We start from the raw sequence: 25,807 nt of genomic DNA, 5'->3' as shown, positions 1-25,807 counted from the left end.
TACCCTTAAAACCAATACATGAACTGTATTGACCACATTTTCCAATGTTTATCAGCGTGAGATGCCACATCACGGTTCAATAAACTCACCACGCGAGTCGCCCCCTCAACCCAGTGATACTCTCCCTGGATTCTCCATTTTGGTGCAATGTCCCAACGTAAACCCAACGTGTACGTATCTTGATACCCAAAATAAGCTGGGATAAGGCCTCCTGTCCTTGCCTCTAGGTCCTTGCCATCACTGTCGGAGGTATCATTAATGTACGTATCGTAGCCCAACAGGCCACTAACGTGGTTGTTAAAAAGGTACCTAAATTGAACAAAGCCGCCTTCTCCAGTGCGCTTCTCAGCGAAATCTGGCGCAAACAGTCCTTGGCTATCTTGCTTTTCACGAAGCAGTTCAGCAGATACTTCCCAATTCTCAGAAAAATACTGCGCTGAAAGCATAAATCGTTCTACATTAGCCCGGCCTGACAATCGATTATCATCTTGCGATGGCATATATCTGAAATCAGAATTAAGCCAACTCGCTCCTATTTTCCACGTCATGGATGAGGGCTGTAAAAACACGCTTACTTGGTGCACAAAGTCTTGTTTTATTTTCCCTTTAGCTTCATTGCCTAAAAGAAAGTCGCGCTGAGAGTCATTGATATTTGAGCGTCCGTAACTCCAGTTCAGCTCCCACGTATATTCTTTACCGTAGTGAGAAAAGCTGGTCAAAATGCCGTTACTGCCCAGTGCAACATCTCGAAAGCCGTCAAAATAGACCGATTGAGGCAACACTGAGGTATATCGCGTTTGAGGGACGTCTCTGGTAGAGGAATATAGCCAATGGGTATTTTTAAAACGCCCCGCGTGAATTTTTCCACGCCACCCGCCAGGTAAGTTGGGCAGTTTCCAATCAACAAATAAATAATCGAGTCGAGCACCCTGCTCGAAACGGTTACCACCGTCTAGGTAGTTAATTTGCCCAGCGATAGAAATGTTTTCTGAAAGTTGATAATAACCATTTAAGCCAATCTCGGTGAGTTCACCGGTGACGTTATTGTCGTCGGTGATAAAACTACTGTCTTTCGACTGGGTAATGCCTTGTGAGACATAGCCATGCCATGTGAAGTCTGTTTGCGCATCAACAGCAAATGAACTAACTATAGCGAGCGCAAAAGCAATGTGATTTTTCATTTTAGTTCTACCTCAACGCGTCTTAGCTTAACGATATCAGTTCGCTCAACGTAACCAATAGCACCTTCTGTATTTTCCAGTGCATCTACTAAGGCTTGATAAGAGGTCACTCTGATAGGTGTAATACCTTGGCCGGAATAGGTAATTTGATCCCAAAGCCGAGATAACTGATAGGGAAACATTTGAAGAATATCGCGACAAAACTGACGATGTAATTCGTCGGTGTCTTGCAGTACAAAAACCGTTATTTTAGTGCCGTTGTCCCAGTACTGACGCTGTCCTGTAAAGATTTGACGAAGCTCAGAGCGATTAAGCTCAGCAACCATTACGCTTTCATTCACCATGACGTTAAGTTCCGACGCATTTACTTTAGACACGCACATCACCAGCACTGCTAACGCTAGCAGCACTATTTTCGATGTGGTAAAAGCGTAAATGTCGGACAGCCATCGCAAAGCGGGCTTTTTCATTAAGTAACGACTCCCTGTTTCACAGAAGTACACTTCACAACACTAAGTGTAGATAATAGTTGGTTGTTTTACCTTACGATAAAAAAATTAAGCAAGAAACGGCGCAACTTTTTGCTTTACCATGTCTACGGTAATTTTTTCCATTAATTGGCTTCCTTTTGCTCGCGCACCCCATGGCAACGCGTCCCAAGGTTTCCCCTTTTGCTTCTCTACACATTCATCATACACAGAGACTACCCTATCAAGGTCGTTATAAGGCCCGGTTCTGCGTGGATTAGAATGTGCGTATAGCCCAACAACTGGTGTGCCCACGGTGGTTGCCATGTGGGCAGGCCCGGTATCTGGTGCAATAACTAAATGGGCATGCTTTAGCAACATGAGCAGCTGATGCAATGTTGTTTGCCCAGTAAAATCTTGAAGCGGTTGTTTTACGCTCGCTTTAATTGCATCAGCGGTTTTGCGGTCTAAATCTCCTGGACCTCCACACAGTATCACGGCGACACCGGCCTCTTGGATATAGTCAGCAATACTCGCGTATCGCTGTGGCAACCAATTCCTTTCAGCTTTACTTGCTGCAGGTGAAATAACCACATATTTTCCCAATGCTTTTGCTTGTTCTTCTCCCCACTGCGCATCTTCGGGCGCAACGGGAATATTCCACGATACTGGCTTAGTCTCTGGTACGCCTAATGCGTCGGCAAAATCCATGAAACCTTTAAGTACGTGGGCGTGTTTTGTGGCAGCCACGCGCTTATTAGCAAATAGCCAATGCAACTCTTTACTGCGTGACCAGTCAAAGCCTATGCGCTGTTTGGCTTTAATCACTCGTGAAGCTAAATTAGCCCGTAACGCCACCTGCATCATCAATAGAGCATCAAAAGTTTCACCTGCGACTTCTGCTTTCAAGGATTCAACGGCAGCTTTCCCTTTTGATTTATCGAAAATAATGAAGCGTACATTTGGCATTAGCTTCACCAGCTGATACTCAACTTTCCCTATTACCCACGTAATTTCAGCATCGCGCCACTGCGATTGAATTCGGGTAACCATAGCGACGGCATGACACACGTCTCCAATAGCTGATAAGCGCATTAAACAAATCTTTTTTGCCACAGAAGCTCTCTCGTTGCTGAAAAACCAAAATAAATCATTAGAATGTGAAATTTACCATAAGTTGTGGGCAACATGGCGACAATGCGACGAGACATAGGTGCGGGGCACCACTTTATTTTCGACAATACCTTGGTCAGTCAGCCCAACACTGAAATGTTCAGCCCTGAGTTTTGGCAACTACAAAACAAAATAACTGGCCAAGCTAAAGGACGCGGCACAACCATCTTTATAGAGCATGAAGGTCAACACTGGGTTTTACGCCATTTTGTGCGGGGAGGCCTGGTAGGCAAAGTACTCAGCGACCAGTATTTCTTTAACGGCGTTGAACGCTCTAGACCTTTCGAAGAATTTAGGTTGCTCGAATACATGCGCGCTGAGGGCCTTTTAGTGCCAGTACCTGTTGCTGCTCGCATTCACCGCAGAGGCTTAATCTACCGCGGTGATCTGATTACACTTAGCATCCCTAACAGCCGCGACCTTCATCATGTTTTGTGCCAGCAGCCATTATCACAAAGGGAATGGCATGAAGTGGGAAGAGCGCTAGCGCGTATGCACAATTGTCAGGTTTATCATCACGACGCTAATATTCGCAATATCATGATAGATAGCGATAAACAGATTTGGCTTATTGATTTTGATCGCTGTTCAAAACGTCAGGGCGATAGCTGGAAGCAGGGTAATCTTGATCGCCTGTTGCGCTCTTTGCATAAAGAGCAAGCCAAGAACCCAATATTTCACTGGAAAGAAGACGATTGGACCGCATGCCTAAATGGCTATAACGAATTGGTGAAGCGCTAGGACTGTGCTTAATAAACGCATTGGTTACATCACTTAGCATCGCAAATTAATGTGGTACAGTAGCCCCATAGAACTATAAACCCTTTACAACGATAAGATTCAATTTTATGCATACTAGAGCACTCTATCCAGGTACTTTCGACCCAATTACGAACGGTCATGCAGACCTTATTGAACGCGCATCTCAGCTTTTCTCTCATGTTATTGTGGCTATCGCTTCTAACCCAAGTAAAAAGCCGCTCTTTACATTAGAGGAACGGGTAGAAATGATAAAGAAAGTTACTGCCGATCTGCCTAATGTTGAAGTAGTAGGATTTACTGGTTTACTAGCGGACTTTGCGGATGAACAAAACGCGACTATTTTGATCCGTGGCTTGCGTGCTGTATCTGATTTCGAATACGAATTCCAGCTGGCCAATATGAATCGACGCCTTAACCCAAAGCTTGAAAGTGTATTTCTAACTCCAGCAGAAGAAAACTCGTTTATTTCTTCTACTCTAGTGAAAGAAGTAGCCTTGCATCGCGGGGCCGTTGGTGGTTTTTGCCACCCCGTGGTAGAGCAAGCGTTAAGAGACAGGCTAGGTAAAAAGAGCTAAGTAAACCGGCGTTGTCCAGTAAAGCCGGTTTACAGTGTTATGTTGCTTTAAGCTATCTTTCTAACTGTATACCTTGCTAGCTATGTCTCTTTTTTCGCTATGACTCTTTTTTAGCTACTAGCGTTGGCAGCGAGTACAAAAAAACGTATTGCGCTGCCCTATCACCTTGCTTTCAATGGCCTTACCGCACACTTCACAAGGCTCACCTTTTCTTCCGTACACGTTTAAATGCTGCGCAAAATAACCGGGCTTACCATCGGTTTGTGCAAAGTCTTTAAGCGTTGTACCGCCCTGCTCAATGGCTTTAGCGAGCACTTGCTTTATTGTTGCAGTAAGTGACTTATAGCGATCTGCACTGATTTTCCCTGCCGCTCTTCGCGGATCGATACCGGCAAGAAACAAGGCTTCGTTCGCATAGATGTTGCCTACGCCAACCACAATTGCGTTATCCATGATGAAGTTTTTCACCGGCCCTTTGCGATTACGCGATAAACTGAACAAGCGCTTATCGTCAAAGTCGTCTGTAAGTGGCTCTGGGCCCAAGTTGTCGAACATTGCCTGTTGCGTATTGGGCGCTTGGAATAACACTGCACCAAAGCGTCTAGGGTCGTTTAAGCGCAAACACTTACCGGTATTTAAAACAATGTCCACGTGGTCGTGTTTCACAACGGGTATAGTTGCTTCGATGACACGCAGCTTGCCTGACATACCTAAGTGTAAAATCAGCGTGCCTGTTGCTGTTTCAATCAGCAGATATTTCGCTCGGCGTTTTACCGCAATTACCTTCTGACCCTCAACACTTGAGACCTCCTCAGGTATGGGCCAGCGCATTCTTCGTTCCCGTACCACTACATTAGTAATGGTATTGCCGATTAAATGCGGTGATATGCCTAGCCGGCTTACTTCAACTTCTGGTAATTCAGGCATTTACAATGTCCAAGGTAATAATTTATCTAGATCGGTATTAGTTAACGTGTACCAGTTATTTTCAAATTTGATCACTACGGGTGATGTATTGGGATAAATAGCATAAACGTTGCCGTTATTCTTGCCCGCAAGCCAAACTACAACAATATAAGGTTGGGTATTCATGACCGACTCAGGTACTTCCGCTGCCGGATACAACATGGCCCGTTGCCAATGAGAAAACTGTTCATCTGGTGTAACTGTTAAACCTGTATAAGGACCTTTCTGACGCCACTGTTGACCAATACGCTCTAAGCTATTGTTATCATGCTCTATCTTCAGCACGTAAGCCTCTTCAGGTAACAGGCTGCGCGTCTGTATTGTATTTTTCTTCGGTAGCAAACTGTCTAAATTAAACAGTGCAATCATAATAAGCATTGCAATGATAACCACGTTGTTCATTGCTCGCTGAGAAATTCTTGCCACGCGTTATTCCCGTCAACTAGTAGGCTGTCTATAGCGCATTATAGTAATACCTCATTCTCTTATAAGCTAATTCAATGTTTTCGGTTTATGAGAGATGTTCTGCTTAACGCTTAGCGTTGTTGGGGCTTTATTTTATGTAGTTTCAGCTTGTTAAAACCTAGGATCGCACAGACTTCGGAGTTAGATCTGAAATAGGTACAGCATAGATTAGTATATTGAGTCAGCGGGATCCTGTTATGCCCGCCGCGATCTGTAGGGAGAATTACTAGAAGTTTTCACAGTTCCAAAAGCAAAAAACCCAGCAAAGGCTGGGTTTTCGTGGAGACAAAAGCAAGCTAATTACTTGATTTTGGCCTCTTTAAACATAACGTGCTTACGCACAACGGGATCATACTTTTTGATCTCCATTTTGCCAGGCATGTTACGCTTGTTTTTATCAGTAGTGTAGAAGAAACCTGTACCTGCTGAAGAAACTAGTTTAATTTTATCACGCATTGTCGGCTTCCTTAGATTTTCTCACCACGGGCACGGATGTCAGTTAGTACTGAATCAATACCTTTCTTATCGATGATACGCATGCCTTTAGCAGACAAACGTAGTTTTACAAAACGGCTTTCGCTCTCAACCCAAAAACGGTGTGTTTGAAGGTTTGGTAAAAAGCGACGACGAGTCGCATTTCGTGCGTGTGAACGGTTATTACCAACCGTTGGACGCTTACCTGTTACTTGGCATACTCTTGACATTGTATTTGTCTCCAGAACAACGATAACTGTCGCGTCAGTTAATCCCAAGCGCTCAAACAGTGGTTGGGTCAAATGACGTATTACTATAAATTAGAGGGCGCATTTTATACAGCAAAGGCAGGATCATTTCAATAAGAAAGTACAAAAAGGTTACTTTTACGTACGATTTTTGCGCAAAATACCACCAACACTCTTTTTTGTGGCCCGTATTGTACTTTTCTCTTCGCTGTTTAGCTACGAATAAATAGGGTATTCCCACTTAAATTTTAACCTAATCCTATCTGTTCAAATGCTAAAAAAAACGCCACGATAACGTGGCGCTTTTCTTATTTAGTCATAAAAAGGTGACCTAACTTCCGTTAAATCTATTAACCGTGAAGGCCGGCGTAGTAGTTGACCACCATCACGCGATATTGGCACCCAAGGAAACAGACCACGGCCTTTCGACGGTTCTAGCAAGAACAAATCGGTAGGGATGGAAATATAGAAACCTTTGGTAAAACTTCCTTCTCCGTATTCTTCCGATGAAACATCAGTAAAGGCAGCATATGCTCCCACTATAATGCCGCTATCAAAGCGCTTGGCGTAATCAATATTAACACCCTTGTCTTTTGCCAAGAATTGACCTGCACTAACCGTGATTTGGGTATCATCAAGGAATTCAGGCTGCCAATATACACTCGCATGACCGGTGATCGCATCGTAATCCTCTAAGCCGGTTTGACTATAAGGGTCACGCTGCTTAACGTAGTTAATATCGATACCATAGGCGACATTACTATCGACAGGACGATACAGAATTTCTCCGCCTACACCTGCGAACATTGTTTCAAGGTAACCTGCGTATGCTTGGGCATAAAGGTCTTCGGCGATATTGTCTTTGTAATGTAAAAACGCAGTATCTAACCATACATCATTTTCAGACACATATTCACGAACTCGAGTACGTACACGAGGTAGTGACACATCTTCACCGTCAACGAGATAATTAAACTTATCGAAGTTATCAAGCAGTGTTACCCGTGCGCTGCTCATTACCGAGAAGTTTTCGTTTAACGCATAGCCGCCATTTAGCATTAACCCTGTTTGATAAAGAAAGAAATCTTCTGGGTTACCAAACGACTGGGTGAAAAAGAAGTCAGCACTATAGAAGAAACCCGAAGTATTTTCAGGGTCATATGCTTCTTTTATCTCTTCAGAAGGCGATGTTCTCACGTACGTTTCCGTTATATCGGCATCGACCGATTCGTATCGTGCGGCTGAGATAAAGGCTTCAGCGTCTATTTGAGTATCGACCAGTGGTAGGCCACCGCGATTATCTACCATATGATAGGTTTTAACGCTATCTGGAAGCTCAGAAGCAGCAACACGACCTACCCGCTCGATAGCTTCATCTTGGTCGCGGTATTTGACCTGCGTCCCGTAAAAGGTAGCGCTATCTTCTTTAATTTCAGCATCGGATAAGAGGAACCCACCTGAGTTATAAAGGTCGTTATAAAGACGTGGTTTGTTCACATCTTTAATGTTGGATGGCGCATTTCTTCCCATTAAATTTCGCGGCGCATCGTCGAATTTGATTTGAGACGCAGTATTCATATTGAAGCGATACGTCACACCAAAGCCTATGGTGTTTCCACGTTGGTAGTTTAATGAAAAATCAAAGTCTTTATAGCGATATACCGCTCCCACATTCCAGCGAGAATCTTGCTCAAGCTGGCCCGCTCTGTCTCGGGAGTAATCGTTGCCTTCAAACTCAAGTTTTAGCGTTAACGGCTCCCATGGTGTTTGATACTCTACGCCACCAAAGAACGCGGTAGTACCTTTGAAAAACTGATCGTAATCGACCTTGCCACCGCGGCCTGAGAATCCGCCAGGGCGTTCACAGAAGCTATCTTTAACCTCACAAAATGGATTAGTAATATCATCTGCTGTCCCCAAATATCCCCAACCTAAGCCTAAATGGAAATCAAACGGTCCTACCGATTTACTGGCGTTTACGTACTCACTTTCAAAAAAGCCTGTACCCCCGAAATCTCTGAAACCAACGCTGATATCAGGTAGGTAGTAGCTTTCTTTCCAAAGCCTGAATTTAACGTCTAACCCTTTATCTTTTAATGTTTGATCGCCGCTGAAGGAGTCAACTTGGCTATATAAACGCGTACGCACATCGGTATAGCGGGCAGTCGCTTCCATCCAATCATAAAGTTGGATATTAACTGACCAGAAACGGTATTCACCATTGTCGGTATAATTGATGGCCATACCGCCTTCGTCGCGCATACGCGCGGTTGGTGTTTGGATAAGCCCGTTACCGCCTTGCACCATTTGTGAAGGCGTAACACGAAGCTGGGTATCAGCAAGGGCGCTAGAAGATAGTGCACTGCCAATTACCAGCGCGAGTGTTTTTTTCTTAGATATTTTTTTCGTAGATATTCTTTTCTTAGATAATATTGGCGCACTCATTGAGGTAAGACCCTATGTACTGCTAACGCGGCAACGCGCTTATTTAATTGCTTAAGTTTATTGCTGAAAAGCTCTGAAGAAATAGGTACATAAACCTGACTACCCGGCATAAGCTGAGCAAAATCTAAATTCCAGTAAGCAATCCCTTTTTCTTCTATGTTGCCCATTGGGTCAATGACATAAACGACGCTTCTGTCTGCGTCTACCGCTTTTCTAACCGAATGAGCAGCCGTATAAATCGAGGTGTCGCTTTGATGCTGATAGGCACCTGGCTTTACTACAGCGCCTGAGAAATGCACCACATTAGGACGTCCATTCAAACGGATCCAATATTTTCCTGGCTGGAACATAGGGTTGTCTTCGAAAAACAACCGAGCCCGATTGTAAGAAATAGGCATATCTATGCGCGTAGACACCGTCCACGAAGCTACTTGATCTAAGAGATTTTGAAGTGCTTTGTGGGTGTCCGAATTTTTATCAAAGCTAACCAAAAGCTCTCTTATCTGCGACAACGCTATCTCTTTTTCGCGTTCAGCTGTTGGATTGGTTAAATCAAATGCAGAAGCTGTTGGCCAATACCAGTCGCCACCGTCTGCAACAATAGACAATACACTCGACAATCTAATTGGCCGGTCAAATTGATAGGTCTGCTTGTTCACCGTCACACTTACAATACTGTCATTGGCGTGCAAACTTGTGGATGTAATAAGACCCAAGGCAATAAAAAGCGTAGAAATAAACTTCATTATTGCGTTACTCCTTGTTTTTTCATCTGACGCACGACGCGGCTTAAATAAACCATGTCGTATACGTCTCCCTCTGGGCTGAACTTTTGCTTAGAGGCCAGCAACTCTTTCGTGTGTTTATGCAAGAAGTAGGTATTTTCCCATGACAGTCCCACATCAATAAAGGGGGTATATTCTGAAAAATCTACGGTTTCAATTACTTTAATAAGGGGTACAGAAAAGCCAAGGTAGTTGTGGGTTTCTTCCCCCACAATACGCCATGAAGAGTCCACTGGAACCCCGTAGCCTATTGAAGCAACATCGACTTTACGCTTCCAGCTAAAAGGCAAAACATCATTGGTGGCTAACGGATTGTGCTGCAAATTGCTTGTGTAAAAGAGATCGTTATCTAAACCTTCCGTTTTCACAATAATACCGTGATGCATAGTGAAGATAACTTTGTCACCCGACACCCACTTGTATTTATCGCCGTCAATGTAGGCTAATGCAAGAGAAGCGGCGTCTCGTTCCCCCGCTTTAATTTGCATAAGATCCGCCTTACTCGCCGCGATTTCTTCAACGGTATAAGTTACCGTGCGGTCTTTAAGGGCAAGTTTAAGCGTATTGTAGTAGGCAATTGTTGTTGTGGAACATCCTGAAAGAGACAGGCAAAGAAAGCCAAAAACGGCTGATAGAATGTGTAGTTTCATTAAGGTACGCCGACAAAAACTAAAAACAATTGAATTTTGCGCTAAAAATAAAAAAAGCCGCTAAAAAAAGCGGCTTTTTCGAATACTCTTAAATTTACTGTACGGTCGGTGCGTAAGTAAATGTAACAGGCACAGTAATTGTTTTAGTTACAGTGCTTGTGCCAGAAGTAGTTACAGTAACAGTGTTAGTAGTACCAACACATACGCCGTCTACCAATGGATCGTCACCTTCACAAGTAGGTTGACCTGGATCAGTACCACCATTTCCTGGCGCGTCTGCAGAGTTGTTGTTTGCAACACCAGCGATAATACCAGCAGCAACAACACCAGTAGCGATTAGACCACCGCTTACTGCGCCCGCACCACCTGCACCAGCACCGCCTTCACCATCTTGTGCGTTAACACCTGCTGCCATAGTTGCAGCTGCAAATAATGCAATGATTGACTTCTTCATAACAGTCCTTTAATAAAATAACCCACTAAATCCTATGCTAAATCATTTTCAACCATTTGACTACATAATAATCGATAAATGACTTAGGTTTCTTATGTTAGCAAGCCTCGCTGCGCAAATGAAATGGTTTCTTTATCTCCAACCACAAAATGATCCAGCACGGGCACGTCGATCGATGCCATAGCATTTTTGATCTCTGTCGTTAAACGAATATCTGCATGACTCGGCTCTGCTACGCCTGAGGGGTGATTGTGGACCAAAATGATCGCCGCCGCATTATCGATCATAACTTGCTTGATCAATTCTCGCGGATACACTGCTGCGCTATTGATCGTTCCGTTGAACATGGTACGAAAAGCGATAAGTTGATGTTGGCTATCAAGCATCAAAAGCGCAAACTTTTCTCTTTCGCAGTCTCTTAGTTTAGCCTGAAGATAACGCTTAGTATCATCTACATTATTAAATACATCTTGGCGCTTAAGTTTTATTTCTAAGTTGCGTTTAAATATTTCGAACCCCGCTTGAAACTGTGCGTATTTGCACGGCCCGACGCCAGACACTTTTGCATAACTTTCCTTTGTAGCCGTTACCACGCCTCGCAAGCAACCAAGTTCTTTTAGCAATTCGTGCGCGACAGACACAGCGCTCTTACCCTTAACGCCCTTCCCCAGCAACACAGCAATAAGCTCTGCATCACTTAAGCTCTCTGCACCGTGCTGCAAAAGCTTTTCTCTTGGCCTTTCACTTATCGGCCATATCTTTATCGACATGCTCTTAGTCCATTAACGTCATAAAATAGTGGTTATAGTTGAATCAAAAAAAATTAACGACTGTATGAAAGGCGGGTTTCGTTGGATATTGAGCAGATAAGAGCCAAACAGCATGCTTACGGCAAGATCGACTTTTGTTCAGCTATCCGATTTTTCGTCGCCATGGTAGGCTACTATTAATATTGAGATTTAGTGTTCTTTTATGTCTATTGCTAATAAAAACATTTTGCTAGGCGTTACAGGCGGTATTGCCGCTTATAAAACCCCAGACTTAGTGCGTAAACTCACCGCATTAGGTGCAAACGTTCGCGTTGTCGTTACCGATTCTGCCGCAGAGTTTGTGAGTACTTTGTCACTTCAAGCGGTGTCAGGGCATCCAGTGCATCAACACCTTTTAGACCCCGCCGCTGAAGCTGCTATGGGGCATATTGAATTAGCAAAATGGGCTGACATCCTACTTATCGCGCCAGCCACAGCAAACACACTCGCTAAACTTGCTCACGGCATGGCAGACGATTTATTAACTACGCTTTACTTGGCCACAACCGCTACGCTTTTTGTAGCCCCAGCCATGAACCAGCAAATGTGGAAAGCAACAGCAACTCAGCGCAATATTGCTCTATTAGAAGAGCACGGCGTTACCTTTATAGGTCCGGCAAGCGGTGAGCAAGCGTGTGGTGATGTGGGTTCAGGTAGAATGGTTGAACCTGTTGATATTGCTAATGCCTTAAATGAAAGCAAAGCAAAGTCTTCCTCGCTAAATGAAGCGTTAAAGAATTTGGCAGGCAAAAAATTTACTATTACCGCGGGGCCAACACGAGAACCTTTAGACCCAGTACGCTATATTTCGAATCACAGTTCAGGAAAGATGGGGTTTGCCATTGCGCAAGCAGCGGCTCAAGCGGGCGCGCACGTAACGCTAGTTGCAGGTCCAGTAGCGCTTTCTACGCCTACGCACTGTAACCGTATTGATGTTACCACCGCAGATGAGATGCTCAACGCTTGTGAAAAACTTATTCCTTCTACAGAAATTTTTATTAGCACCGCAGCGGTTGCCGACTACAAGGCCTGCACGGTAGCTGACAATAAGATAAAGAAAACAGGTGATGAGTTAACACTTACTTTTGTTAAAAACCCTGATATTCTAGCAACTGTATCTAATAGGCAAGACCGTCCATTTTGCGTTGGCTTTGCAGCTGAGAGCCAAAATGTAGAAGATTATGCCCGTGCCAAGCTTGCCAAAAAGAAGCTTGATATGATTGCAGCGAACGACATAACAGCACAGGGTCTTGGGTTTAACAGCGATAAAAACGCACTGCATGTGATATGGCAAGACGGTGATAAACGACTGCCTGCCACCAGCAAAAATGAGTTAGCTGAGCAGTTGCTAGCACTCATTGCAGAACGTTTTGTTTTAAACAATAAAAACTAACAGATACTTATTAAGTGTCGATAATAAAAACGATAAATACAAACGCTTTGGCGTAAGCCAATTTAACATGGAGCCCGGGTTGCTATAACTCGGTAGCGGAGGAAACACTTTCGTCATGCCTGCTGTCAAAAAAACAAATCGCAGAGCTCAAATTCTGCAAGCACTTGCTGGAATGTTAGAAACCAGCCCAGGTCAACGTATCACTACTGCTAAGTTAGCGGAAAAAGTCGGGGTGTCTGAAGCGGCACTATATCGCCACTTTCCCAGTAAAGCGCGAATGTTTGAAGGGCTTATCGAATTTATTGAAGAGACGCTTTTTACGCGTATCAACAAAATTGTGAACGAAGAAAAAGACTCGCTCACGCGCTGTCAGCTTATTCTGCACCTTATTTTAGGCTTTGCGGAGAAGAACCCAGGCATTACACGAATATTAAATGGTGATGCACTTATGGGCGAGCAAGATCGATTGCGCGCGCGTATCGCTAAGCTTTTCGAGCGTTTAGAAACCCAGCTTAAGCAAGTGCTAAGAGAGCGCAAGCTCCGTGAAGGTAAAACCCTTTCTGCCGATGAGGCCATTATCGCGAATATGATGATCAGCTACACGGATGGCCGTATTAACGGGTTTATTCGCAGTGGCTTTACTCGCAAGCCAACAGAGCAGTTCAATGAGCAATGGGCTGCATTTAAACAAATGTTTGTTTAAGACAAGCGATTTCGATTAACAATAGAGGCGCTTTTGAGCGCCTTTTTTTATCTGATGTTAAGCAAATTGGCGTTTTGTTGGCACCACGTTTTCCGTCATCATCTCACGGTTCTCATAATGTGAAATATAGTGCGCCATAGCATCTTGCTTAAGTAATCTCTTGGTAAGTGCCTCAACGTGCCGACTATCAATATTTTTCCACGTAGTGGGAATGACATAATGGTTGTACATAAAATTTAAATAGCCACATCTTGCTTCAGTGTCTACCGCAAGCAATTCAATGTTTCTCATAACTTCTAGCATTTCGGTCTCATTTCGCACAAGCTTTGTTACGCCTTCAATGCCATAGCACGCCCTACCTAACACCACTACGGGCTTGTCGAGTAGCAGAGACTCGACTCCCACTGTAGAGTTTACTGTCATCACAGCTAATGACCGTTCAATTAACTCTTGGGTCTCACAATAGTTAGCGAATAATATCCGTTCGTGTTTATTGTGTAGGTTGTCATGTCTGATTGAATCTGATGGATGCTCTTTGATAACGATATGAAGCGTAGGGTCATCCACTTTGTCTATGACATTCAGTAAATGCTGATAATATTGCCCCATACTTCGTATCCAAGGCGAGTTTGAAATAATTTGGCTGTCAGTTTCTACTTGAAATGGCACAAATATATAGCGCTCTGGTAATGCGTTTGCCTTTACCCCACAGGCCTTTTCACACACTGGTTTACGCGGCACCAGTTTGCAAGGTAATGCTTTATTCTCATAAAACTGTTTATAAAAGTCTTTAGTAGTAGGCAGTGAGTTTTCGCAATTAACGCCTGACCAATCACACGTTGTGGAGTTTGGGAATAGCCCATTTTCAAAGTACACGACTTCTTTTTTTAGCGCTTTCGCGGCTGCGGCAATAGATGAACTAGGCTGTTTTTGTCCATTCCAGACGCCCACAACATCTGAATTTTCCTTTTCAATCAACGCTGTACTTTTGGCGATATCTAATTTCGTAAGCCATCGACTTACTTTTTCATAAAGCGGCCACGCAAAAGAATGATGAAGCTTTTTGTGTTTTTTAGCTTTTTTTAATAGATGTGGGTTAACTAGAGCGTCAATATCAATATGTTTTGTAAATTCCCAATGTCGGACCTTAATTAGCAAAAACCAAGGAACGTTAAAACTAGCAACAGAGATATTCAACGAGGTTTGCGCCGCAAATTGCTTGAAGTACCGTATGTGAGAACTGCCTCTCGCAATTAACGTATACTTTTTCTGTTGCTCTATCACTGTAAGTTACTCCTGCGTTCTATTGTGATGAACTCTTCGGTTCTGCGCTTTAATGGAAATCATGCAATCAGTAAAACATAAAATTCATAGCATATGTTAAAAATCTACCCCACTTTATTTCATTGTAGACATAATTTGTTTCTTATTAATTAAAGGTTGTGTAAAGACACCAAAGTTTATTAAAACATAGGCATAAAAAAAGCAGCATAGAAATGCTGCTTTTAGTGTCGAACGAGTATGGTCTACTTGCTAAACGTATTACCGAAAAAGTCGCCATCATTCCACTTAGGCTTATCTTTTTGGTTTGCTAGTGTCCAACCAATTTGCGCGTTAACTTTGGTGAACGTCTCCGCTGCATTCCAGTTAAATGGCTGGTTAATATCGTCGCTAGGCTTATGATAGTGCGTAGATAAGAACTGGCCAAATACCTTGCTGCCGTCTACGTTAGGATCTTTTGATTTAAGACCCGGCACCATAAACACTGAAGGCACGCCTTGTTTTACAAACGCATAGTGGTCTGAGCGAGTGAAAAGTGCCTGCTCTGGCCATGGGTCTGGGCTTAGCTCGATATCAGCGTTAGCCGCCGCTTTTTCCACTGATTCTTGCAAATCACTGTGGTTTGCACCAAAGGCAATAACGTCTGCAAACTCGTAGGTTAGAATTGGCATGTCTAGGTTTACGTTCGCCACCATTGACGTAACCGGTACGGTTGGGTTACGGGCAAAATAGTCAGCACCTAAAAGGCCTTTTTCTTCACCGGTTACCGACACAAACAGAATTGAACGCTTTGGCTTTTCTTTCATTTCGCTAAACAGACGTGCAGTTTCTAACATTACTGACGTGCCAGACGCGTTGTCCATAGCACCGTTGTTAATGTTGTCTTTCTTCACCGTTTTAGCAAAACCAATGTGATCAGAGTGAGCAGAGAAAACTACGTATTCGTTTTTAAGCTCAGGGTCTGAACCTTCTAATATACCCACAACATTTGGGCTTGTGATAGTGTCATGTACGCTAGTCTTACTGATATCGACTTCGCCGTTTAACGCAAAGCCTTGCGGTACTTTGTCAGCTTCAAGCTGAGCATAAACATCATCAAGGCTCTTTTCTGCGCCTTCAAACAGTTTACGTGCAGCCCCTTCACTCATGTAAGCGCTGCCTTTAAGCTGAGAAAAGCTATTTGCAGGCTGACCATTGTCGTCTAACCATGCCATACGCGGTGTATGAATGTAGTTCAAACGGCTTTGATAAGGGCGTACCTTTTCATTTTTAGGCGTTGTGATAGTGATCATGCCAATAGCGCCATTGTCTACCGCATACTTTTGCTTTTGATAGCCAGACGCAAAGTGAGCGCCCTCTTCTGATGGAAAGTCGCTTGGCTTACCAGCAAGCGCTACAACAACCTTACCTTTTACATCTAAGTCTTTGTAATCGTTGTGAGATAGCTCGTCTGCCACAATGCCGTAGCCCACAAAGACCATTTCGCCTTTTACATTAGCCTCGGTGCTAAGCAAGCTCGGGCTAGCTAGATATTCTTTCGGGTAGTCAAAATCGACAGTCTCGCCGTTTTGCGTGAAAGTAAACTTGGGTGACTCTTGAACCAGATTCGCTTTACGAAACGATACACTTTGCATATAGCCGTCTGTACCTGCTGGCTTCAAACCATATTTAGCAAATTCGGTTGCGATATAAAGCGCCGCAATTTCATGGCCGCGAGAGCCTGTATCACGACCTTCAAGTAAGTCGTCTGCTAAAAAAAACAGGTGCGATTTGATTCGCTGTGTATCAGGGTTAAAAGCATTGTCTGTCGATGCGTGGTTATGGGCAGTAGCAGCAAAGGTCATTGCCGTCATCGCACTACCTATAAGGAGTTTTTTTATCATTCTAATTTCACCATATAACTAAGTGTGCATCATGGTAACCCAGTTAATAGGGGGAATACCATTAAACTGCTTACGCTTACCATGCGTTTCCTACCGTTGCTCGCATTTTAGGAGCAAGGTAAAATTGTGGGCCAAACGCCGGAGCAATTTCCGGGAGTATCTATATTTTTTAGTGAAGAGCAGCACCCATGTCGAAAGACGATATTCTTTACCGCGTTCAGTTCATCAGCAATGGAGAACGTTACGAACTTTACGTTAGAGCCCTTACTCAGGGCGCTTTGTTTGGCTTTATCGAGATAGGTGACTTTGTGTGGGATACCCACACCAGCGTTGTTGTCGATCCTAGCCATGAAAGGTTAAAAGCCGAATTTTCAGAAGTAACAAAAACTTATGTTCCTATGCACAACATTTTGCGCATTGACGCCGTAAATAAAAAAGGTTCAGCCAAAATTACTAAATTAGAAAATAAATCTGATAAAGTAACTGCTTTCCCTAGTCCAATATATACACCAACGAAAGAGTAACCGCCGGCATCTATCCGGTAAAGGTTACCGGAGACCCTTATGTACCGCTATCTGTTAGCAACATTACTATTTATTTGCAGCATTAGTGCATCAGCAAAGAGCCTTGACGATGAAAGCTTGTATCAACTACTTGATGACATTTGGCAGTACGAGCTTTCGGTTTCCCCACTTTTAGCTTCTCGCGAAGGCGATAGCTCCCTCGCTCATGTGCTACCCGATATTTCGCCCGAAGCACTTAAAGCTCAAAATGAACAATGGCGTGCATTTCAAAAAGCCTTAAGTCAGTATAAAAAAGACAATATCTCTACTGATGCTTATATTGCCTTGCTGATGCAGCAATACCGTTTAGCCAACTATGTGGATGAATATACGTATCGCGCGCACTTGGTGCCGATCAATTCAGAATATGGCTTTCACGGGGCAATGGCTTCGCTTCCTAATTTATCCACCTTTAAGCGCGTAGAAGATTATCAGGCCTATATTAGCCGCCTAAATGCGCTTAAGCCTTATTTTGACCAACAAATTGCGTACATGAAACAAGCGCTAAAAGAAGGCTACACGCAACCTAAAGTTGTGCTGAACGGATTTGAGAACTCGGTAGCGTCGTATATTGTTGAAAATGCAGTGGACAGTGGTTTTTATTCTCCATTTACCCGCTTTCCTGAGTACTTTACTGCCGAGCAAAAGGCAGCGCTAACGGAACAAGGCAAAGCAGCAATAAACAGCAGCGTGTTGCCTGCATATCAAATGTTCTACGATTTCATGGTAGACGAATACATTCCCAATGCCCGTGAAGATATTGCCGCAAATAACTGGCCTGACGGCGTGGCGTATTACGCCAATAGAGCAAAGCATTACACCACCACAGATATGACACCTCAGGAAATCCATAATCTAGGTTTGTCTGAAGTAAAACGCATTCGCGCGCAAATGCAGCAAATTGTGGATGAGCTTGGCTTTGATGGCGACATTAACGACTTCATTGCGTTTTTACGCGAAGACCCGCAATTCTATGCCACCAGCGCTGAAGATTTACTAAAAGAAGCGTCGTTTATTGCAAAGAAAATGGACGCAAAACTACCTTCGCTCTTTGAGTATCTGCCAAGAACGCCCTACGGTGTAGCGCCTGTACCAGACGCTATCGCGCCCAAATATACAACAGGCCGTTACATCCATCCTAGCCGCGACGATCAGCCTGGATATTACTGGGTAAACACTTATGCCCTTGATAAGCGCCCTTTGTATGCATTGCCTGCACTGACCTTGCACGAAGCAGTGCCTGGTCACCACCTTCAAATATCGTTGGCAGCAGAGCTTGAAGACTTACCTATGGTGCGCCGTAACACCTATATTTCAGCCTTTGGTGAAGGCTGGGGTCTGTACTCTGAGTTTTTAGGTATTGAAGCAGGTATTTATGAAACGCCGTACGACAACTTCGGTCGTTTAAGCTACGAAATGTGGCGAGCATGTCGTTTGGTTGTGGATACCGGTATGCACACGATGGGCTGGAGCCGTCAACAAGCGGTTGATTATATGATGGAAAATACCGCGCTTTCAGAGCACAACGTAAATACTGAAATAGACCGCTATATCTCTTGGCCAGCGCAAGCCTTGTCTTACAAGATTGGGGAAATCAAAATTAAAGGCCTTCGCAAGAAAGCAGAGAAAGCATTAGGAGAGCGTTTTGACGTGCGCAAATTCCACCGTGCCGTGTTAGAAAACGGCTCAGTTCCACTGTTTATCTTGGAGCAAAACATCAACACCTTTATAGATGAACAAAAGGCACAATAATCATGATCGTTGCATTTGGTGTTATTGGATTACTTATCCTGTTTTTAATTTACTTTGTGCTGCGAGCGCAGAACCTACAGAAAGAACTGGCGCTGTTGCGCCACTCAAATAAGCAGACCAGTAATAAGGTTACATATGCTTACCGCAACCTTGTTCTTGTTACAGATGCGTTGGAAAAAAACCTTACTGCTCGTATTGAAAGTGCCTATAAAAGTCGCCTTATCGACCAAACTCAATACAATGCGCTACACCCACTTATGCGCAACTTTTCAGCTATTGTCATGACCTGTTGTGAAAAAGGCATGTCATTTGAGGAATCGCTGAATAAAGTGTTGCTTAATGAAGAAGTGACGCTTGAGGAAATTCGTGAAGTGGTGAAGGCTCTACCTGGCAACGTTCGCATGGTGTGGGCAAAAAATACCGCAGATGGATTTATTGCTTTTTGCCAAACCGTAACAGCAACAGTAAGCGGCACGACAGCAAAGGCTCAAAAAGAACCATCATCTGAAGAGTAACATTTTACTCTGTGTCTCTCGTTAGCGCTGATGCAACGCCAACTGTACAACAGGGTCGCCCGCTTTGCTATGTAGTAAGGTCAGCGACCCTAGCCATGTTCCTACACTTTTAAAAGTTTAATCTTTTTACCTTTCCAAACTTATCAGTAAGTTAGCGCTTAAAACAACAAGCCAAAAACCTTTTGTCTTGAAAAGGGTTATTGCTGCACTATAATACTGTATAAAAATACAGTTTATTTTGAGTGCCATGAATAAATCGTTATCCGTGCTTAATAACCACCCGCATATTTGGCGAGCCAGAGATCAGAGACAAAGTGAAACCAAGTTTTCGCTGGGTTTTCCGCGTCTGGATAAAGCACTTAACGGTGGCGTTGCATCTACAGGTCTTGTCCGTATCTCTTCGTTAACCGGCATGGGTGAACTTTCACTCTTTAAACAGGTTATATGCCAACACCGTACGCATAAGCTGGTGGTATTTATTAACCCTCCCGGGATACTACAGTCGCCGTGGTTAGAAAACTTGGGGCTTAAAGCGCAACAAGTTCTGGTAGTAAAACCAGGTTCTGAACAAGAGTCGCTGTGGGCAGCAGAGCAATGTTTAAAAAGTACGGCTTGCCACTGCGTAGTGCTGTGGAGTAATGCTGTAAATCAAAAAGAAGCACGACGCCTACAGGTAGCAGCAACGCATAATGATGCGCTGTGCTTACTGTATACTCCACCGCAACAGCAGGCATCTCAGTTAGGTTATCCGAAGGCCAACTTAAGTGATTCACAAGCCACTCCTTCGAATCAAAGCGACAGTGCATTACCCATTACGTTGGATATCGCGCTAAAGGGTAAACCCCACGCTTTGGCAGTGAACATACGCAAGCAGCGTCATGGGTGGCCAGAAGATAACATTGTTATTTCCCACCGGTGGACACCCGACAATCAGGCCATTAAATGGGCCATGGCACACAACACGCTTTCCGATCAGGCATTACACTCTGTGAGCTAATGATGCTGTGGGCTTATATTTACTGCTATCAACTAACTTTAGACAGCCATATTAACGCTGCTAAAACTAATCATGCCCACCGGCAAACGCTTAAAAGTGATCGTAGAAACACCCCTAGAAGCGAAGCTAATGGAATTTCTTCGTCATTACCGTCGAATACACCTGTTGCTGTGTACTGTAGTAAAACAAACAAAATTACCCAGTGTAATGATATTGCGAAAAAAGAAGGCATTGAAATTGGGCATGGGCTAGCTCAAGCGGCGGCGCTATGCCCTTACGTGCATATTCTGCCACTCAGTGAAGAAGCCGAAAAGCATATGCTGACGCAGTTAGCCCATCGGCTTTATCCACTGGCTTCTGACATCGTATTAGACAACCATATTCACTCAAATAGTATAAGCGGTCTGGCAGTAAGGCTAGATAACCTAACTCATTACTATGGCGGTCATACGCCACTGTGGAAAACTTTAACTCAAGCTCTGGCAGAAGCAGATATTCGCTATCATTTTGCTAGCGCATGGACAATTGAGGCCGCAAAAGTATTAGCGCTTCATAAACTTAATACCTACTTACATACGCCCGATGATATAAAAAAAGCCCTAAGTGCATGCCCGCTTTCTATCACGGCTCTATCACCCAAAGTCATTGACTCGTTGGCAAGAGTAGGCGTTTCCTGCGTACATCAACTACTGGCCATGCCGGTACAAGAGCTGGGGCGACGCTTCGACAATAACACCATTATGTATCTTACTGCGTTAAGGGGAGAAACCTTCCCGCGGGTTACATTATTTAGGCCTTTGGAGCATTTCGATAACTTTATCCTATTGCCTTTTGATATTGAAAACACGCAGCATCTAACCCCTTTTGTCACCCAGCAGTTTGAGCATTTGTCTCACTATTTACGGGCCAGAAACCTATATACATCAAGCATCAGCGTTCATATTCATTTCAGAGAAGCACCTGTAATGGATATTAATATTCACTCTGCATTGCCTCAGTCTTCGGTGAAGAGTTGGCTACCGTTATTTAGCCTTAAAACTGAGAATCTGGAGTTACCTGAGCCTGCCACAGCCATGACACTTACCTGTCAGCAATTCGAAGAAATGGAAACGCAGAATGGCGATTTCTTTAGCGACAGATTTAACGATATTGCACAAAAGCAATTAATTGGGCGCTTAAACGCGAAGCTAGGCGATAACAGTACGTTTCAACCGCGCGCTGCCGACAGCCACCAGTTTGAATATATGACGGTGACGGAGCCGAGCGTCGGTAGCTGCATCGATAATTACGCTTATAGCAGTGACATTACACCCACCTTCACCTTTGATGTACCTAAACCGCTTATTCAGGCTACCCAAATTTGCTTTGGCCCCGTGCGATTACACAGTGAGTGGTGGCATGACAGCCCAACAAAGCGTGATTATTTCATCGCCCAAACTGAGCAATGCGTAAGGCTTTTAGTGTTTAAAGATGAAGAGAGCCGCTGGTGGGTGCAGGGCCTTTTTTGCTAGCGGTATGCGGTTAAAGAAAAAGGTAAAGGCAATATCATGAAATACAGTGAGCTCTTTTGCCAAAGCAATTATAGCTTTCTTTGCGGTGCCTCTTCCCCCGCAGAGCTTGTTACCACGGCTTCTTTCCTTGGTTACGACGCGCTTGCCATTACCGATGAATGCTCAGTAGCGGGAGTCGTACGGGCTTTCGATGAAATTAAGCATCAGGGTCTGTCTATTAAGCTTATTGTTGGTAGTTACTTTGTATTTGATGACACCTTATCTTTTGTACTGCTGTGCCCGAACAAAGCGGCCTACAGCGAACTGTGCCGAATTATTACTAACGCCAGGCGTCGCTCTGAGAAAGGAGAATATCAACTTGCTGAATGGGACTTGCGTACCATTCGCCACTGCAAATTCATCTGGCTACCTAGCGGAAAAGAAGCTCACGACAAGCATTGGGCTGAGTGGCTGCAAAAGCATCCCAGCATCGATGCCTATATTGGCGCTCAGCGTTTATTAGACGGACGGGATCACCAGCGGTTTGCGCACTACAACCATTTACAGTCTGCCTTTCCCTTTCCGGTTATTGCTTGTACAGGTGTGTTAATGCATCACGCTGACAGGCTGCCGCTTCAACATGTATTGCATGCTACTAATGTGCACACCAGTGTAGACAAAATAGGTCGGGAAGTGTTAAGTAATGCAGAGCGTAGTCTGCGCACCATACAAAAAATAAAGAAACTTTACCCTGAGAAGTGGATAGCCAATACCAATACCCTAGCCCAGGTATTCACGTTTTCTTTAGAAGAGTTGCGCTATCACTACCCTTCGGAACTTGTGCCAGAAGGGTATACGCCTACATCTTATCTACGGGAACGCGTAGAAGCCGGTATTAAAGTGCGCTTTCCAGAAGGTATAACCTCTGAAATCCGCCAAATTATAGAAAAAGAACTGACACTTATTGCCGAGCAAGAATACGAATATTTCTTTTTAACCATTTACGATATTGTCCAGTTTGCCAAGCGACAGCGCATTTTGTACCAAGGTCGAGGTTCGGCAGCTAACTCTGTAGTGTGTTATTGCCTAGAAATAACGGCCGTAGATCCAAGGCAAATAAGCGTACTGTTCGAGCGTTTTATATCCAAAGAACGTAACGAGCCGCCCGATATTGATGTGGATTTCGAGCATCAGCGCCGTGAAGAGATCATTCAATACATTTATCAAAAGTACGGCAGAGAAAGAACCGCTATCGCGGCTACCGTTATTTGCTACCGCTTTAAATCAGCATTTAAAGATGTGGGTAAAGCGCTTGGCTTTAGCGAGTCACAACTTGATTTTGTGGTTAAACAAATCAATCGTCGAGACAGCGTTATTCCGTGGAAATCTCAGCTAGCGGGGCTTGGCTTAAACCCTGAGGAGCCTAGAGTACAGCAGTTAATTACCCTTACCGAAGCTTTACTAGGCACGCCCCGACATTTGTCGCAGCATGTAGGCGGTTTTGTTATTAGCGCAGGACCGCTTTACGACCTTGTCCCCGTTGAGAACGCCGCAATGGAAGACCGTACCATCATTCAATGGGATAAGGATGACATTGAAACCTTAGGTCTCTTAAAAGTGGATGTACTGGCCCTTGGGATGCTAAGCGCCATACGCCGCGCGTTTTCTCTTATCAATAAACAGTACCCTATTGAAACCAGTATTCCATTTATCACCAAATTTGGGGATGACAAACAGGTTTTCGATATGATTTGCCGCGCTGATACAGTCGGCGTTTTTCAAATAGAATCACGGGCTCAGATGTCTATGCTGCCAAGGCTCAAACCTCGTCGCTATTACGATTTGGTCGTACAAATAGCCATTGTACGGCCAGGTCCGATTCAGGGTGATATGGTCCACCCTTATTTGATACGCCGCCACGGCAACGAAACCATTAGCTACCCATCGAAAGATGTGGAAAAGGTGCTATCTCGCACTATGGGTGTACCTATCTTTCAAGAGCAAGTTATTCAGCTTGCCATGGTTGCCGCTGGCTTTAGTGGTGGAGAAGCCGACCAACTGCGGCGGGCTATGGCTAGCTGGAAAAAAGACGGCAGAATTTTTGAGTTCAGAGATAAGCTCATTAAGGGTATGACGGATAAGGGCTATGACAGTACTTTCGCCCATAACTTATTTGAACAAATTAAAGGCTTTGCAGGGTACGGCTTTCCCGAATCTCACTCAGCATCTTTTGCGGTATTAGCTTATGTATCGTGCTGGTTGAAGTTTTACTTTCCCGTTGAGTTCTATGTTGCGCTGTTAAATAGCTGGCCCATGGGGTTTTATTCTCCGTCCCAATTAGTTCAAGACGCTAAGCGTCATTATATACGGGTAGAGGCGCCCTGTGTGAACCAGTCTAGTACAGAGCACACGTTAGTTGTAAAGGGGCAAGAAAAGTATATACAGCTTGGTCTTAAGCTTATTAAAGGTTTAAGTGAAGCGTCGTCTGAGCTTATTGTGGAAAACCGTTCAGACGAAGGCTACACCAACGTTGAACAGTTACAGCAGTTATCGCTTAAAAGTCACGAACTAGAGGCACTGGCCAGCGCCGATGCCCTTCGCACTATTTCAGGCAATCGATATGAAACTCGCTGGCGAATTATGGATACTCAAACGCGTTTACCACTGTTTGATACTGACGAGTTTTATGCAGATAAAAATGCCACACCGCTGGGTGCTGCACCGACCGAAGCAGAAAACTTACTTGAAGATTATGCTTCAACAGGCTTGTCTGTAAATAATCATCCTATTGCACTGCTTAAGCAGCAACACGAGCTTAACGACATAAGCTGGTCTGATTCGCTAAGAGACAAAAAGAATAAATCTGTTGTTAAAGTACTTGGAGCTGTCACGGGGCGACAGGCCCCAGGCACAGCAGCAGGCGTCACCTTTCTGACCTTAGAAGATGATATAGGCAATATGAATGTTGTGGTATGGCAAGCTACAGCGCGAGCACAGCAACAAACTTTTTTGAAAGCTAAGCTTCTTCAAGTTAATGGCATTATTGAATGTTCCAAAGAGGGAGTTATTCACATTATTGCGGGTAAGCTTATCGACCGTACACCTTGGCTCGAAAAGCTGACATTAAGCTCTAGAGATTTTCACTGAATTTTTTACAGCGGCAAAGTAATAGATTATGGTGTGCTTAATAGTGATTGTTTGATTAATAACTTCCTTTTCGTGAAGCTACATTCGAATAACTCAGCTATACCTGTAGATAATTGTTGTCATTTTCGGAGTATAAAATGATGCGATGGATTGCGCTTTTTATTATTTGCGCATTTAGTTTTAATACCTACGCAGATAAATATATAGTTGGCGCACAAGGTTTAGCCTACTTTCCTCACTACGATTTTTCTTCGCCTGTAGATAAAGGAGTAGCCTGGTCGATATTAGAGGCTTTTTCTGAAGCTTCCGGGCACGAATTTATTTATTTGAGTTTGCCCATAAGACGACTTCAACTCGAGTTAGTTAAAGGTAATGTTGATTTTGTATACCCTGATAACAGAGGCTGGTATAACAGCATCACCACTTCGAGTGATAAGTATTTTTCACTTCCTTTAACCAATGCAGTAACAGGAACTATCGTTAAACGAGAGAATGTAGGTAAGGGCATTGAAAAAATAAAACATCTAGCCATGCCGCTAGGGTTTACACCAGTAAACTGGCAACAAAGAATAGACAATAAACATACAAAAATCACTTGGGTTACTAGGGTCTGTTGATCTTTGCTGTAC

General features: G+C 43.9%; 25 protein-coding genes. 11 read left to right on the top strand and 14 right to left on the bottom strand.

Annotation, left to right across the window (positions count from 1 at the left end; translation table 11 throughout):
* Positions 1 to 5: 5 nt before the first annotated feature.
* From ACX5KA_RS04425 to ACX5KA_RS04415, 3 genes are all read right to left on the bottom strand, one after another.
* Complete coding sequence (locus ACX5KA_RS04425; RefSeq protein WP_458730512.1) at positions 6 to 1,181, bottom strand: hypothetical protein; 1,176 nt, start codon at positions 1,179 to 1,181, stop codon at positions 6 to 8.
* Positions 1,178 to 1,651: a hypothetical protein gene (locus ACX5KA_RS04420; protein WP_039222493.1), complete on the bottom strand. Its 474-nt coding sequence runs from the start codon at positions 1,649 to 1,651 to the stop codon at positions 1,178 to 1,180. Before ACX5KA_RS04420 ends, ACX5KA_RS04425 begins: the two co-directional genes overlap by 4 nt.
* Before the next feature lie 87 nt (positions 1,652 to 1,738).
* Positions 1,739 to 2,764 carry a glycosyltransferase family 9 protein gene (locus ACX5KA_RS04415; RefSeq protein WP_338024999.1) on the bottom strand — a complete coding sequence of 342 codons (1,026 nt, stop codon included), beginning with the start codon at positions 2,762 to 2,764 and terminating at the stop codon, positions 1,739 to 1,741.
* 72 nt (positions 2,765 to 2,836) lie between these two features.
* Here ACX5KA_RS04415 and ACX5KA_RS04410 point away from each other — a divergent pair, with 72 nt between their 5' ends.
* Both ACX5KA_RS04410 and coaD read left to right on the top strand, forming a co-directional pair.
* Positions 2,837 to 3,562, top strand: coding sequence for a 3-deoxy-D-manno-octulosonic acid kinase (locus ACX5KA_RS04410; protein ID WP_458730511.1), 726 nt, complete (start codon positions 2,837 to 2,839; stop codon positions 3,560 to 3,562).
* 107 nt (positions 3,563 to 3,669) lie between these two features.
* On the top strand, positions 3,670 to 4,158 hold the full coding sequence (coaD, locus tag ACX5KA_RS04405; protein WP_039222500.1) for a pantetheine-phosphate adenylyltransferase: 489 nt from the start codon (positions 3,670 to 3,672) through the stop codon (positions 4,156 to 4,158).
* Between the two features lie 117 nt (positions 4,159 to 4,275).
* Here the strand turns inward: coaD and mutM are convergent, their stop codons facing one another.
* From mutM to radC, 9 genes are all read right to left on the bottom strand, one after another.
* Positions 4,276 to 5,085 carry a bifunctional DNA-formamidopyrimidine glycosylase/DNA-(apurinic or apyrimidinic site) lyase gene (gene mutM, locus ACX5KA_RS04400; protein ID WP_039222502.1) on the bottom strand — a complete coding sequence of 270 codons (810 nt, stop codon included), beginning with the start codon at positions 5,083 to 5,085 and terminating at the stop codon, positions 4,276 to 4,278.
* Positions 5,086 to 5,550, bottom strand: coding sequence for a hypothetical protein (locus ACX5KA_RS04395; RefSeq protein ID WP_039222503.1), 465 nt, complete (start codon positions 5,548 to 5,550; stop codon positions 5,086 to 5,088).
* Between the two features lie 339 nt (positions 5,551 to 5,889).
* Positions 5,890 to 6,045: a 50S ribosomal protein L33 gene (rpmG, locus tag ACX5KA_RS04390; protein WP_012516577.1), complete on the bottom strand. Its 156-nt coding sequence runs from the start codon at positions 6,043 to 6,045 to the stop codon at positions 5,890 to 5,892.
* Positions 6,046 to 6,056: 11 nt separating this feature from the next.
* Positions 6,057 to 6,293: a 50S ribosomal protein L28 gene (rpmB, locus tag ACX5KA_RS04385; protein WP_012516576.1), complete on the bottom strand. Its 237-nt coding sequence runs from the start codon at positions 6,291 to 6,293 to the stop codon at positions 6,057 to 6,059.
* A 330-nt stretch (positions 6,294 to 6,623) separates the two neighbouring features.
* Positions 6,624 to 8,756: a YjbH domain-containing protein gene (locus ACX5KA_RS04380; protein ID WP_458730510.1), complete on the bottom strand. Its 2,133-nt coding sequence runs from the start codon at positions 8,754 to 8,756 to the stop codon at positions 6,624 to 6,626.
* Positions 8,753 to 9,502: a capsule biosynthesis GfcC family protein gene (locus ACX5KA_RS04375; RefSeq protein WP_458730509.1), complete on the bottom strand. Its 750-nt coding sequence runs from the start codon at positions 9,500 to 9,502 to the stop codon at positions 8,753 to 8,755. Before ACX5KA_RS04375 ends, ACX5KA_RS04380 begins: the two co-directional genes overlap by 4 nt.
* Positions 9,502 to 10,191: a YjbF family lipoprotein gene (locus tag ACX5KA_RS04370; RefSeq protein WP_458730508.1), complete on the bottom strand. Its 690-nt coding sequence runs from the start codon at positions 10,189 to 10,191 to the stop codon at positions 9,502 to 9,504. The genes ACX5KA_RS04375 and ACX5KA_RS04370 overlap by 1 nt, the downstream gene beginning before the upstream one ends.
* A gap of 94 nt (positions 10,192 to 10,285) precedes the next feature.
* Positions 10,286 to 10,645, bottom strand: coding sequence for a hypothetical protein (locus tag ACX5KA_RS04365; RefSeq protein ID WP_458730507.1), 360 nt, complete (start codon positions 10,643 to 10,645; stop codon positions 10,286 to 10,288).
* A 92-nt stretch (positions 10,646 to 10,737) separates the two neighbouring features.
* Positions 10,738 to 11,415 (bottom strand): RadC family protein, encoded by a 678-nt coding sequence (gene radC / locus ACX5KA_RS04360; RefSeq protein WP_039222513.1) that lies wholly within the window; start codon positions 11,413 to 11,415, stop codon positions 10,738 to 10,740.
* Positions 11,416 to 11,617: 202 nt separating this feature from the next.
* Here radC and coaBC point away from each other — a divergent pair, with 202 nt between their 5' ends.
* On the top strand, positions 11,618 to 12,847 hold the full coding sequence (coaBC, locus tag ACX5KA_RS04355) for a bifunctional phosphopantothenoylcysteine decarboxylase/phosphopantothenate--cysteine ligase CoaBC (protein WP_039222516.1): 1,230 nt from the start codon (positions 11,618 to 11,620) through the stop codon (positions 12,845 to 12,847).
* A gap of 115 nt (positions 12,848 to 12,962) precedes the next feature.
* Entirely contained in the window at positions 12,963 to 13,550 is a 588-nt protein-coding gene (gene slmA, locus ACX5KA_RS04350; RefSeq protein WP_014996795.1) for a nucleoid occlusion factor SlmA, read from the top strand.
* Between the two features lie 57 nt (positions 13,551 to 13,607).
* Here slmA and ACX5KA_RS04345 read toward each other — a convergent pair whose 3' ends face one another.
* Positions 13,608 to 14,834, bottom strand: a complete 1,227-nt coding sequence (locus ACX5KA_RS04345) for a capsular polysaccharide export protein, LipB/KpsS family (protein WP_458730506.1) — start codon at positions 14,832 to 14,834, stop codon at positions 13,608 to 13,610.
* 242 nt (positions 14,835 to 15,076) lie between these two features.
* Positions 15,077 to 16,714 (bottom strand): M28 family metallopeptidase, encoded by a 1,638-nt coding sequence (locus ACX5KA_RS04340; protein ID WP_458730505.1) that lies wholly within the window; start codon positions 16,712 to 16,714, stop codon positions 15,077 to 15,079.
* Positions 16,715 to 16,902: 188 nt separating this feature from the next.
* Here ACX5KA_RS04340 and ACX5KA_RS04335 point away from each other — a divergent pair, with 188 nt between their 5' ends.
* The 7 genes from ACX5KA_RS04335 (at position 16,903) to ACX5KA_RS04305 (ending at position 25,795) form a co-directional block, all read left to right on the top strand.
* Complete coding sequence (locus tag ACX5KA_RS04335; protein ID WP_039222523.1) at positions 16,903 to 17,238, top strand: DUF1820 family protein; 336 nt, start codon at positions 16,903 to 16,905, stop codon at positions 17,236 to 17,238.
* Between the two features lie 39 nt (positions 17,239 to 17,277).
* Positions 17,278 to 19,029 carry a DUF885 domain-containing protein gene (locus tag ACX5KA_RS04330; RefSeq protein WP_458730504.1) on the top strand — a complete coding sequence of 584 codons (1,752 nt, stop codon included), beginning with the start codon at positions 17,278 to 17,280 and terminating at the stop codon, positions 19,027 to 19,029.
* Positions 19,030 to 19,031: 2 nt separating this feature from the next.
* The gene (locus ACX5KA_RS04325; protein ID WP_039222531.1) at positions 19,032 to 19,544 is read left to right on the top strand and encodes a hypothetical protein; all 513 of its coding nucleotides are present in this window, start codon (positions 19,032 to 19,034) and stop codon (positions 19,542 to 19,544) included.
* Positions 19,545 to 19,791: 247 nt separating this feature from the next.
* A complete protein-coding gene (locus ACX5KA_RS04320; protein WP_039222534.1) occupies positions 19,792 to 20,541 on the top strand; it encodes a recombinase RecA in 750 nt (249 codons plus the stop codon).
* A complete protein-coding gene (locus ACX5KA_RS04315; protein ID WP_458730503.1) occupies positions 20,541 to 22,052 on the top strand; it encodes a Y-family DNA polymerase in 1,512 nt (503 codons plus the stop codon). The genes ACX5KA_RS04320 and ACX5KA_RS04315 overlap by 1 nt, the downstream gene beginning before the upstream one ends.
* A gap of 36 nt (positions 22,053 to 22,088) precedes the next feature.
* Positions 22,089 to 25,178 carry an error-prone DNA polymerase gene (locus ACX5KA_RS04310; RefSeq protein ID WP_458730502.1) on the top strand — a complete coding sequence of 1,030 codons (3,090 nt, stop codon included), beginning with the start codon at positions 22,089 to 22,091 and terminating at the stop codon, positions 25,176 to 25,178.
* Positions 25,179 to 25,318: 140 nt separating this feature from the next.
* Positions 25,319 to 25,795: a hypothetical protein gene (locus ACX5KA_RS04305; protein ID WP_458730501.1), complete on the top strand. Its 477-nt coding sequence runs from the start codon at positions 25,319 to 25,321 to the stop codon at positions 25,793 to 25,795.
* Positions 25,796 to 25,807 lie beyond the last annotated feature (12 nt).

The sequence above is a fragment of the Alteromonas alvinellae genome (assembly GCF_902705805.1).
Note: the sequence above shows the minus strand (reverse complement) of the source record. Positions and strands in the feature narration are given on the sequence as shown.